The organism is Dysgonomonas sp. BGC7, from assembly GCF_001261735.1.
In the GTDB taxonomy this organism is placed as follows: Bacteria; Bacteroidota; Bacteroidia; order Bacteroidales; family Dysgonomonadaceae; genus Dysgonomonas.
Map to the genome: position 1 here is coordinate 157,094 of NZ_CVRP01000005.1, position 12,283 is coordinate 169,376.

Annotated in this window: 11 protein-coding genes; 7 read left to right on the forward strand and 4 right to left on the reverse strand. The window is 37.3% G+C overall.

Features of this window, described 5'->3' with window-relative positions; translation table 11 throughout:
• Window positions 1-20: 20 nt before the first annotated feature.
• Window positions 21-1,193, reverse strand: coding sequence for a PBSX family phage terminase large subunit (locus BGC7_RS03605; protein WP_050700202.1), 1,173 nt, complete (start codon window positions 1,191-1,193; stop codon window positions 21-23).
• Window positions 1,194-1,533: 340 nt separating this feature from the next.
• Here BGC7_RS03605 and mutA point away from each other — a divergent pair, with 340 nt between their 5' ends.
• Both mutA and scpA read left to right on the forward strand, forming a co-directional pair.
• Window positions 1,534-3,420, forward strand: coding sequence for a methylmalonyl-CoA mutase small subunit (mutA, locus tag BGC7_RS03610; RefSeq protein WP_050700203.1), 1,887 nt, complete (start codon window positions 1,534-1,536; stop codon window positions 3,418-3,420).
• Between the two features lie 28 nt (window positions 3,421-3,448).
• Window positions 3,449-5,596: a methylmalonyl-CoA mutase gene (gene scpA / locus BGC7_RS03615; protein WP_050700204.1), complete on the forward strand. Its 2,148-nt coding sequence runs from the start codon at window positions 3,449-3,451 to the stop codon at window positions 5,594-5,596.
• A gap of 70 nt (window positions 5,597-5,666) precedes the next feature.
• Here the strand turns inward: scpA and BGC7_RS03620 are convergent, their stop codons facing one another.
• From BGC7_RS03620 to BGC7_RS03630, 3 genes are all read right to left on the reverse strand, one after another.
• The gene (locus BGC7_RS03620; RefSeq protein ID WP_050700205.1) at window positions 5,667-5,927 is read right to left on the reverse strand and encodes a membrane lipoprotein lipid attachment site-containing protein; all 261 of its coding nucleotides are present in this window, start codon (window positions 5,925-5,927) and stop codon (window positions 5,667-5,669) included.
• A gap of 189 nt (window positions 5,928-6,116) precedes the next feature.
• Window positions 6,117-8,018 (reverse strand): molecular chaperone DnaK, encoded by a 1,902-nt coding sequence (dnaK, locus tag BGC7_RS03625; RefSeq protein ID WP_050700206.1) that lies wholly within the window; start codon window positions 8,016-8,018, stop codon window positions 6,117-6,119.
• A 267-nt stretch (window positions 8,019-8,285) separates the two neighbouring features.
• Window positions 8,286-8,912, reverse strand: coding sequence for a ribonuclease H1 domain-containing protein (locus tag BGC7_RS03630; RefSeq protein WP_050700207.1), 627 nt, complete (start codon window positions 8,910-8,912; stop codon window positions 8,286-8,288).
• Between the two features lie 223 nt (window positions 8,913-9,135).
• Here BGC7_RS03630 and BGC7_RS03635 point away from each other — a divergent pair, with 223 nt between their 5' ends.
• From BGC7_RS03635 to BGC7_RS03655, 5 genes are all read left to right on the forward strand, one after another.
• Entirely contained in the window at window positions 9,136-9,750 is a 615-nt protein-coding gene (locus BGC7_RS03635) for a TetR/AcrR family transcriptional regulator (RefSeq protein WP_050700208.1), read from the forward strand.
• Between the two features lie 105 nt (window positions 9,751-9,855).
• On the forward strand, window positions 9,856-10,158 hold the full coding sequence (locus tag BGC7_RS03640) for a hypothetical protein (RefSeq protein WP_050700209.1): 303 nt from the start codon (window positions 9,856-9,858) through the stop codon (window positions 10,156-10,158).
• A gap of 24 nt (window positions 10,159-10,182) precedes the next feature.
• Window positions 10,183-11,082: a phospholipase A gene (locus tag BGC7_RS03645; RefSeq protein ID WP_050700210.1), complete on the forward strand. Its 900-nt coding sequence runs from the start codon at window positions 10,183-10,185 to the stop codon at window positions 11,080-11,082.
• 11 nt (window positions 11,083-11,093) lie between these two features.
• Window positions 11,094-11,525 carry a thioredoxin family protein gene (locus tag BGC7_RS03650; RefSeq protein WP_082206450.1) on the forward strand — a complete coding sequence of 144 codons (432 nt, stop codon included), beginning with the start codon at window positions 11,094-11,096 and terminating at the stop codon, window positions 11,523-11,525.
• Window positions 11,522-12,280, forward strand: a complete 759-nt coding sequence (locus BGC7_RS03655) for a lipopolysaccharide kinase InaA family protein (protein ID WP_050700212.1) — start codon at window positions 11,522-11,524, stop codon at window positions 12,278-12,280. The genes BGC7_RS03650 and BGC7_RS03655 overlap by 4 nt, the downstream gene beginning before the upstream one ends.
• Window positions 12,281-12,283 lie beyond the last annotated feature (3 nt).

Genomic DNA, 12,283 nt, shown 5'->3' on the forward strand with positions numbered 1-12,283 from the left:
TTTAAATTGTATATAAGACCTCATTTCCTTCCTCTTGCGACCGAATAACTGAGTGCACTGTTCCGTTCCAACAGTTTATTCAGGCACACATAACGCTGAGCATCTATAGAGTGATTGTATTTATCGATAGGTATATTGGTTGCATTGCCAAATTCATCAGTCTTCCATCGGTAATTCCGATACTCCTTTATTATATTGGTACTATGTTTGGTTACATGCTTTTTATATCGGTTCAATATGGACAGCCCCGTACTAATACTATCTTTCCCCTTTTGAGCAGGCTCAACCTTCCAGCCCTTTGACGTCAACTCTTTAATACTCTTTGGCTCGGCACTGTCTGCCACAATCTGTATCTCAGGTGGTACATTGAGCGAAGCAAGAGTATCTGCTATCATCAAATTGTCATATCCTTTCTCGCAGAGCAGCTCGTCTATCCACAATTCCCCTTCCGAAAGGCGGACATCAACTATTGCCGTAGGGTCGTTAGTAAAGCCAAAGTCGATCCCCAACCATCTGTTTTTATATATCAGAGGCATCTCCGTCACTATATCCCAGTTTTGTATAATCAATCCCTGCCGCGATCCCGTAAGCCCTTCACCATAGACAGTCCACCAGCCGATGTCAGACTTATTCGACTCTATTTCTCTCACCTGAGCCGCCGACAGATAATCATTATCCTTATATGTAGAATGAATAAGAAGAGCATTGGGCTGTGTGAGAATTTTTTCATCGAGCCAAAACTCGAAACAAGGATTGCAATCGAGAAAAATCGTCCGTGTAGTACGGATCGCCAATTGACGATAAACTTCATATTCTATATTGATACACTCATTCAGGTAAAGAATATCACGGGATGGGCCATGTACCTTTCCCGGGTTGTCGGCAGAAAAAAATTCGATGACAGATTCATTTACTTTGTATATTTTATCTGTGGCATTCCAGCTCTTTACATCCCATTTACCCACACGCAACAGAATATCCCGAAAATCGCGAATACATCCCTTTTTCAGATGAGGCATAGATTCGGAAACAACTGATATAACCAAAGGTTTGGAAGACGATTCGGCTATAACGAACAATAGCTGCAACACACTGTATGTCTTCGATGAGCGTGTCGATCCTTTATTAACTATATAGCGTACAGATTCGTTAAATGCCCTGAGATTTTTGGAAAAAACTCCTGTAGTATCCATTTTTTCCTTTATAGATAAATAACTAAAAATAAAATTGAAGAGTTTCGAATAGTTTTATTCTTCTTTCATTTACAATCAATAATATTACGTATGTTTCCTTACATATTCATATAGATTCCTCTCCACTTAATAAATAAAGCCTGTTTACTAAGAATTTTTAGCCTTTAAAACTTTAGTAAGCGAACAAAATGAATTACTTTTGCAGTGCATTTCTAAAAATGATAACTATTTGAGTATAAGCACATATAAATATCATTTATGCAAGCATAGACAGAGGTCTTGTAATAAACTATAGATCAGCAAAATAAACCTATATATATTAAAACAATAAAAATTAATCATGGCTAATCAAAAAGAAAAGCTTTTCTCTGACTTCCCCGCGGTATCGACCGAAGAGTGGATGGCAAAGATTGTGGCCGACCTTAAAGGCGCCGATTTTGAGAAAAAACTTGTTTGGAGAACAAACGAGGGTTTCAATGTAAACCCTTTCTACAGAAGTGAAAACATCGAAGGGCTAAAGGCAACTGACTCTTTACCCGGCGAATTTCCTTACGTTCGTGGTACCAAGAAAGACAATGATTGGTATACACGTCAGGATATCTCTGTCAATGACTTTAAAGCAGCAAATGCAAAAGCTCTTGATATCCTGAACAAGGGAGTAACTTCGTTAGGATTTAACATTGATGGAGATGATGTTAGCGCCGAAAACATCAAAACATTGTTGAAAGATATATGCCCTGAAGCAGTAGAACTAAACTTCAGCACATGCTATCGCAAATCACTTGACCTTATCAAAATTCTTGTTGACTGGTATAAAGCTTCGGGAGCAGATTTAATGAAATGCTTCGGTTCTGTTAATTATGATGCTTTCAAACCTCTTTTGAAAAAAGGAAGAGATGCTGAAGGATGGATAGAAAAAGCTGCTGAAATAGTTAAAGCTGCGGCCCCTCTACCTCGCTTTCGGGTTTTAGGAGTCAATGCACACGCTACTAACGATAGCGGAGCATACATCTATCAAGAGTTAGGCTATGCTTTAGCTAACGGAAACCAGCTACTTAGTGCACTTGTAGAAGCCGGACTAGATGCTACATTAGTTGCTAAAAAGATTAAATTCAACTTCGGTATCGGTGGTAATTATTTCATGGAAATTGCAAAATTCCGTGCTGCACGTTGGTTGTGGGCAGAAATAGTGAACGCATACAATCCAATATGTAACAACGAGTGCCCTAATAAATCAGAAGATGGTATTTGCCGTTGTGCAGCAAAAATATATGCTCATGCACAAACATCGACATTCAACAAAACAGTATATGATGCACATGTGAACTTACTCCGTACACAAACAGAAGCTATGTCTGCAACTATTGCCGGAATAAATTCATTAACAGTACGTCCATTCGATGAAACTTATAAAACTTCAGACGATTTCTCAGAACGTATTGCACGTAATCAACAATTATTGCTAAAAGAGGAATGTCATTTCGATAAAATAACAGACCCTTCTGCAGGATCATATTATATAGAAAATCTAACGAAATCTATAGCTGAACAAGCTTGGAAGCTGTTCCTTGAAACAGATGAAAAAGGATTTTATGAAGCGTTAAAAACGGGGTCTGTACAAACTGCTGTCAAAGCTTCTGCCGACAATAGATTCAAAGCTCTTGCTACTCGTCGTGAAGTTCTGTTAGGAACAAATCAATATCCAAACTTCACAGAAAAAGCGTCAAGCAAGATCGTCGAAAAAGAAGCATGCGGATGTGGATGTGGAAGCAACGCTCCATATATGCCATTACCAACCGACCGTTTGGCAACAGCATTTGAGGCTCTTCGCTTGTCGACAGAGAAACATGGCGCTCCAACTGTATTTATGCTTACTATTGGTAATCTTGGTATGCGTCTCGCTCGTGCACAATTCTCAAGCAACTTCTTCGCTTGTGCCGGATATAAGATTATAGACAATCTAGGTTTTGACACTGTTGAAGCAGGTCTAAAAGCTGCTCGTGAGAAAAATGCCGATATTATCGTGCTTTGCTCTAGTGATGATGAATATGCAACGCTTGCTCCTGAAGCCCATAAGCTAATAGCAGGCAAAGAACACCTTGTGGTTGCCGGTGCTCCGGCCTGTATGGATGAGTTGAAAGCTCAAGGTATAGAACACTTCATCAATGTGAAGAGTAATGTGCTTGAGACATTAAAGGTATTCAATGCTAAACTAGGAATTAATTAACTAAACGGCTCAGCTAAAACAGAAAAAGATGAAACCAAATTTTAAAAATATAGACATTAATAATGCCGGTTTTGCTGCAACAAACGCTTCAAAGTGGGTTGCAGATAATGGAATAGAAGCCAACTGGGTAACACCTGAATTAATACCGGTTAAACCAGTATATACAAAAGAAGATTTAGAAGGTATGGAGCATTTAAATTATGCTTCGGGTATACCTCCTTTTCTTCGTGGACCATACTCCGGTATGTATGCTATGCGTCCATGGACAATTCGCCAGTATGCAGGATTCTCTACAGCTGCCGAATCTAATGCATTTTATCGTCGTAACCTTGCTTCAGGACAGAAAGGTCTTTCCGTTGCATTCGACCTTGCTACACACCGTGGATACGATGCCGACCATCCTCGTGTAGTAGGTGACGTAGGTAAAGCAGGGGTATCTATCTGCTCGGTAGAAGATATGAAAGTTCTATTCGAAGGTATTCCCTTGAATCAAATGTCAGTGTCTATGACAATGAATGGAGCTGTACTTCCTGTACTTGCGTTCTATATCAATGCAGGGTTGGAACAAGGTGCCAAATTGGAAGAAATGGCAGGAACTATTCAAAATGATATCCTTAAAGAATTCATGGTGCGTAATACATATATCTATCCACCGGAATTCTCGATGAAAATTATAGCCGACATCTTCGAATATACATCTCAGAAGATGCCTAAGTTCAACTCTATCTCTATTTCGGGTTACCACATGCAAGAAGCCGGTGCAACTGCAGATATCGAGTTAGCTTATACTCTTGCCGATGGTATGGAATACCTGAAAGCAGGTATAGATGCAGGTATAGATGTAGATGCTTTTGCTCCTCGTTTATCTTTCTTCTGGGCTATCGGAATGAATCACTTTATGGAAATAGCGAAGATGCGTGCAGGACGTCTATTGTGGGCTAAGATAGTGAAAAGCTTCGGTGCTAAAAATCCGAAATCACTAGCACTTCGTACTCACTCCCAAACATCGGGATGGTCACTTACAGAACAAGATCCGTTCAACAATGTTGGTCGTACCTGTATCGAAGCTATGGCTTCTGCTTTAGGACACACTCAGTCGTTACACACTAATGCACTGGACGAAGCTATCGCTTTGCCTACCGACTTCTCGGCTCGTATTGCTCGTAATACTCAGATATACATTCAGGAAGAAACATATATCACTAAAGAAATCGACCCTTGGGCCGGTTCGTATTATGTGGAAACACTAACAAATGAGCTTGTACACAAAGCTTGGGATCTTATTCAGGAAGTTCAGAAACTTGGTGGAATGGCAAAAGCTATTGAAACAGGTCTTCCTAAAATGCGTATTGAAGAAGCCGCTGCCCGTACTCAGGCTAGAATAGATTCAGGTACTCAAACTATTGTGGGTATTAACAAATATCGTTTAGAGAAAGAAGATCCTATCGACATTCTTGATGTGGATAATACAGAAGTGCGTCGTCAACAGATCGAACGTTTGAACGATTTGAAAGCTAAACGAGACAATGAAGCCGTGAAAAAAGCATTGGCTGCTATTACTGAATGTGTTAAAACCAAGAAAGGTAATCTATTGGAACTTGCTGTGGAAGCAGCACGCTTACGTGCAACATTGGGAGAAATCTCCGATGCTTGTGAAGAAGTAGTAGGACGTTATAAAGCAATAATCAGAACAATTTCAGGCGTGTATTCATCAGAAACTAAAAAAGATCCGACTTTCCTAAAAGCGCAGGAGCTAGTGGAAGAGTTTGCAAAAAAAGAAGGTCGTCAGCCTCGTATTATGATCGCTAAAATGGGTCAGGACGGGCACGACCGTGGTGCAAAAGTTGTTGCTACAGGTTATGCAGACTGCGGTTTCGACGTGGATATGGGACCATTGTTCCAAACTCCGGAAGAAGCAGCACGTCAGGCTGTAGAAAATGACGTTAATGTGCTTGGTGTTTCTTCTCTTGCTGCAGGTCACAAAACACTTGTACCTCAGGTTATAGCAGAATTGAAAAAACTCGGACGTGAAGATATTATAGTAATTGCCGGAGGAGTAATCCCTGCCCAAGACTATGATTTCCTTTACAAAGCCGGAGTTGCTGCTATTTTCGGACCCGGTACATCTGTTACTAAAGCCGCAGTACAAATGTTGGAAATATTGTTAGCTGAGTAAATTTTAAGTCGACATAAAAGTAAAAGACCGCTCAAATATGGGCGGTCTTTTTTTATTTTTATTTACAGACTTACTTCTCTGTTTCTTTGTACCATTTATAAAGCCTTCCGTCTACAAATTGGAAAAGCCAATGGTTCTTAAATTTATCAACATATTCCAATGTCTGATTACCGTAATCTTTCTGCGACACTACATTGTATTTATCTCCCATCAGGGTAACGATTTCGTCAGGTGTCATTCCAAGTTGTACTTGCTTGAGTTGTGTGTTGTAGGCTGTACCACATGCTGTAAGCATGGCTACCATAAATAAGGTAAATAGTAATTTTTTCATAATCTTATTGCTAATTTATATCTTATGAACAATTATCAATTAGTTTAGTTCATAATTTATGAAACGTACACAAACTGTATATATTTCAAATGCGACATAATATTTATTGATCAAAAATATATAGTAAAAAAGAGACTATCAGAACATAAGTCTGACAGTCTCTTTTATATTTAATACAGTAATTACTTATTATTTTACTTCTTCGAAGTCTACATCAGTAACATCGTTTTCGCCACCTGAAGATTGACCTCCTGTATTAGCTCCGGCATTGGGATTTGCACCAGCCTGTTGCTGTTGGTTATACATATTCTGACTCATTTCGTGCATCAACTTGTTCATCTCATCCATTGCTGCATCTATTGCTGCAACATCCTGAGCCTTATGAGCATCTTTAAGTTTTGTCAGAGCAGCTTCGATAGGAGCCTTTTGTTCGGCAGGGACTTTATCTCCTAACTCGCTCAATTGTTTTTCTGTTTGGAAGATCATTGAATCCGCCTGATTCAACTTATCAATTCTTTCCTTTTCTTTCTTATCTGATTCTGCATTAGCTGTAGCCTCATCTTTCATTCGTTGAATTTCGGCATCGCTAAGACCTGATGAAGCTTCAATACGGATAGATTGTTCTTTTCCTGTTGCTTTATCTTTAGCCGAAACGCTCAAGATACCATTAGCGTCGATATCGAAAGTCACTTCGATCTGAGGTACTCCACGAGGTGATGCCGGTATACCATCGAGGTTGAACACCCCGATTTGCTTGTTATCTCTTGCCATCGGACGCTCTCCTTGCAATACATTTATTTGTACCGAAGGCTGATTGTCTGCTGCAGTAGAGAATGTTTCACTCTTCTTGGTAGGGATAGTAGTATTTGACTCTATCAATCTGGTCATAACACCTCCCATAGTTTCGATACCCAGAGATAGTGGAGTAACATCCAGCAGCAATACGTCTTTTACTTCTCCAGTAAGTACACCACCTTGAATGGCTGCACCCACAGCAACTACTTCGTCAGGATTTACACCTTTTGAAGGAGCTTTACCAAAGAATTTCTCTACTTCTGTCTGAACTGCAGGAATACGAGTTGAACCTCCAACCAAAATCACCTCATCAATATCTGATGCTGAATATCCGGCATCGCTCAGAGACTTACGGCATGGTTCGATACATGCACGGATAAGAGTATCTGCCAATTGTTCAAATTTAGCACGAGTCAATGTTTTCACCAAGTGTTTTGGAATACCATTAACCGGCATAATATATGGTAGATTTATTTCAGTAGAAGTCGTGCTGGATAATTCTATTTTAGCTTTTTCAGCAGCTTCTTTCAAACGTTGAAGAGCCATAGGATCTTTACGTAAATCGAGTCCTTCTTCTTTTTGGAACTCTTCTGCCAACCAATTGATAATTACGTTGTCAAAGTCATCACCACCTAGGTGGGTATCTCCATTTGTAGATTTCACCTCGAATACTCCATCACCCAACTCAAGAATTGATATATCGAATGTACCACCACCAAGGTCGAACACTGCAATTTTCATGTCTTTATGAGCCTTATCTAATCCGTAAGCTAAAGCTGCAGCCGTAGGTTCATTTACAATACGTTGCACTTTCAATCCTGCAATCTCTCCTGCTTCTTTTGTAGCCTGACGTTGAGCATCGTTAAAGTATGCAGGAACAGTAATTACGGCATCTGTTACTTCCTGTCCGAGATAATCCTCTGCTGTCTTTTTCATCTTCTGAAGAATCATTGCAGAAATCTCCTGAGGTGTATAAAGGCGTCCATCAATATCCACTCGTGGTGTATTATTGTCTCCCTTTACTACCTTGTAAGGTACACGTGGCACTTCACTTGATACCTGATCCCAAGTTTCACCCATAAACCTCTTAATAGAGTATATTGTTTTTTCAGGATTTGTTATAGCCTGACGTTTTGCAGGATCTCCTACTTTACGTTCATTTCCTTCGATAAAAGCGACAACTGAAGGAGTCGTTCTTTTACCTTCATTATTTGCGATAACGATTGGTTCGTTACCTTCCAAGACAGCAACACAAGAGTTTGTGGTACCTAAGTCTATTCCAATTATTTTTCCCATTTTAATATTTTAATTTATTTGTTTATTATTATTCGTTTTCATTATATTTTCTCGCTTTGCAGCGACACTATTCATTATTCAAATGTTGTGCCAAAAATGACAATAAGAAGAAAAAAAGTAAAATATGACGATTTGTCATAATGCGAAAATCTGACAATCTTAAGATATAATGCTGTTTTGATGTATTATTTATACTATGACAAAAGACGACTATGAGATCACCTCATGCCGATTTAAACATACAGAATGTCTATGATAATAATGATATCACTTCCTACCAAAGTCCGCAGGTATCTCACCCCATTCATTTGTCTTCCATTTAATAATAACAGTGGTATAAGTATTTTCTTTAAGCCATTTTTCAGCTCTTTCTATCATGTAAAATAATGATTCGTTTTCGGGAATGCGTTCCAGCTTTGTTTTGCATTTTTTTTCTCTCACCCATTTTATTGCATTCACACTATCCGAATATATAGGAATGTTGAAGTTTTTTTGTTTTAACAAGGCTAATCCATGTACCAGTGCAAGGAATTCGCCTATATTATTTGTTCCGTGCTCGAAAGGACCTTGGTGGAATATTTGTTCTCCTGTTTTCACAAAAACACCTCTATATTCCAACAATCCGGGGTTTCCGCTACATGCAGCATCTACAGCAAGACTATCTTTTATTATCTCCGGAATGCTCTGGATAGATACCTTCTTATTTTTTTCTGCATTTTTACCGACATAAAGCCATGGACTATCATTAAAAGCCCTGACAGCCTCCTCTCTGTTTGGAAATGATTTATAAATTGCACCTTCATAACCCTCTACCTGAGCCTTTGCCTCATTCCATGAAGCATATACACCGGGTACAACTCCATTCCAAACTACATAGAAATTCTTTTTCGCCACTTAATATAATTTCATTAACAGAGTGCAAAATAACAAATAAAGCGGGGATATATAAAATATGGCTAAGATAAAAAATACTGATTACAAAACCTTTTATCCTAAAATTAGATAGTGAATTGCATTTAAAAGATTTTTTAACAATATATTTGTTGCACAATAATTTTTAATGCTACATCTTTGCATTGTGAACAGTCGTTCACTTTTATTTAATTTAAAGTGGAATATGAAATATAGCAGAGAATATATATTAAGAAAAGCATTTGATGTATTCATGAATAAAGGATACGACAGTGCATCTATCTCTGTATTGCAGAAAGAACTCAATATGTCTCGCGGCGCTATGTATCGTTATTTCAAAAATAAAGAGGAACTCTTTATTGCCGTTATTGATGAATATTGTTTCCGCCTATTTGAGAGAGTTCTGAATAATACAAATGAAAATTTAAAAGTTTCGGAGCTGATAGAGGTCATGTTTCGAAAACAAAAATTGATGATAAACGTTTTTACAAGAGCGGGAGTTACTCATACCACATTTCTCAATTATACGGCTTTAATGATTCAGGCGGCAAAATACTATCCTGATTTTCTAAGACGGTTCAGACTGATTCATAATCAATTGCTGTCTCGTTGGGAAGTTGCTTTAAATAATAGTATCGCTACAATGGAAATAAAGCCTGATATCAATGTGGAAATAATGAGTATTCTATTCAATAGTGCCTGCATAAAAGAATCATCGGAAAGAAATGATGATGAGGAAATGTTTGCAACAAATGTACAACTAGATTTAGAACGCAGAAGAGAAGTTATAGACTATTTATATAACTTAATAAAAGTGTAATTTTTTTTAATATATAATGAACAATCGTTCACAAACTCAAATAAATATGAGTTATTTTTTTAGAAGCAGATGAACGATCGTTCACACAGTTTAACAAATTAGAATATGAAAAAAATAATAGCAGTATTAACTCAAAAAGGCTCGTTGAGTACAGGGATTCAAAAAGATACAACAATAAATTTATTCGAAATAGAAAATGAATTGGTAAAAGGGGTAGAAAACATGAAACTAGAGAATACAGAGAACAATTACTTCTCACTACTTATGTCTATAAAAAAAGTAAGCTTGATTTATATAGGTTCAATAAATACTGAACTGAAAAATATTTTGAAGAAGATTGGCATTGCCACCAAATGCAGAGATGAAATAGGAGATGACAAGTTCATCAATCAGTTTATTTTCGATTGATTATATAAAACAAAAACAAGCCCAATGAAAAAAAACATTTTTTTCATATTATTCATACTGGTTACTAATTTTCTTTCTGCCCAAGATGATATAATATTCCTAGATAATGATACTATCCGCCAAGAGTACGACAGGGCAATGAATGATCCTCATATCTTCAAGCCAAGACATTTCAAAATGACAGAAGAAGAGGCAATAAGAATGGCTGACAGACTACCAGCTTTTGCGGTATACAGAGATACTTACTTCATTACAGGAGTACCATTAAACAAGGAGATAACAAGCAATTCGGCTGATGTCACTTTTCAGATAAGTATTCGTCAACGTCTTACAAAAAGTATATTACCTTTTAAAACGTTTGCTTATCTGACATATACACAAAAATCTTTCTGGGATATATATGCCGAATCGAGCCCATTCAGAGATACAAATTACAATCCGGGAATAGGGCTGGGTAAGTATCTATTTCACGACAAGCGGGTTGTAGGTTCAGTTATGGGACAGATAAAGCACGAATCGAACGGAAGAGATGAAGAAAGCTCTCGCAGCTGGAATTATTTGAGCCTTTCTGCTAAATATTTTTTCAATGCGCGATTTAACGTATCAGGCGAATTTTGGATTCCATATGTCGATGGCGGTAATAATAAAGATTTGATAGACTATCGGGGTATTGGTTACATTGCAATAAACTATATAAGTTATAAAAGCAAATGGTGGTTGTCGGCAGAATTGAACCCCAAGAAAGGATTAGGCAATGTGAATACAACACTGACAGCAGCCTTCAGGATGTCTGCAAAATCGAACCAATATCTATTTGCAAGATTTTATCAGGGATATGGCGAAAGTTTACTCAACTATAATGAATACGCAATGAATTTCCGTATAGGGATATGTATAAAGCCTGATTTTTACAGCATATTTTAAATAAAAGAACAATGAGCAAATTTCGATTCCAAACATGGCACTTTATCATATTATTCTTTGTAATGATTGCAGCTACGTCTGTCATAGCCTGGACAGGACTGAGGGATACATCAGATCTAGAAAAAACGCAAATATTACAACTGAATAGAGAAACTTTCAATGAAAAGATCCAGTCCGGAACTCACTTCATACTAATTAGAAATGCCGAATCGGATCTGTGTGACAAAATGGAAGCTAACCTCAATTTACTGGCAAAGGGAAATAATAATGATATTAATTTTTATAAAATAGATGCTATAGAATGTCATAAAGAGTGTGTTAAATATGAGGTATCAGCAATACCGACAGTATTGGTATTGAATAATGGAGAAATATCTGACCGCATTATGGGTGTTGTCCCAGTCAGAAATTTAGAATTAATTTATAATAGAAACGCAAAATGAAAATAATAATTAGTCCTAAATATAAGCAACTAACAGAGTTTATATATAGTATTCCTGAAATATTTTCCAACCAAGGAGAGTTGTTATATAATGCTCGCAATACAATAAAAGTTTTTCAGGCAAACGGGTTCACTATAAATGTAAAATCATTTAAAAAGCCCATTTTCATCAATCGGTTAATATATAGTTTTATCAGGAAATCTAAAGCTGAAAGGTCTTTTGCCAATGCTTTTGAAGTACAGCACAGAGGCATATCGACCCCTGACCCAATTGCATATATAGAGATATACAATAAGGGACTTATTTCGAGATCATTTTATATTTCTATTCAAGAAAACGTAGAAGGTACTATGAAAGAGATATACAAAAGAGAGGATAACAGCTGTAAAGAACTGATTCAGGCTTTCACGATGTTTACCGCAGAGTTACATAAAAAAGGTATATTCCACAAAGATTATTCTCCGGGAAATATTTTATTCAAAAACACATTGGGCGGATACCGGTTCTATCTGGTAGATCTGAATAGAATGAGTTTCAAGAAGATAAATATACTCGACAGTTGTAAAAGCTTTAGCCGTCTAAGAGCCGACGACGACACTCTTAATTATATTGGTGAAGAATATTCAAAAATCCGTAAATATGATGAAAAATTCTGCCAACAACTAATACAATTATACAATCGTCGTTTCTGGAAAAGACACTTAGAACGCCATCCGGAAAGCAAATATGAGTTTAACCAAAAACAAATGGCATAACAT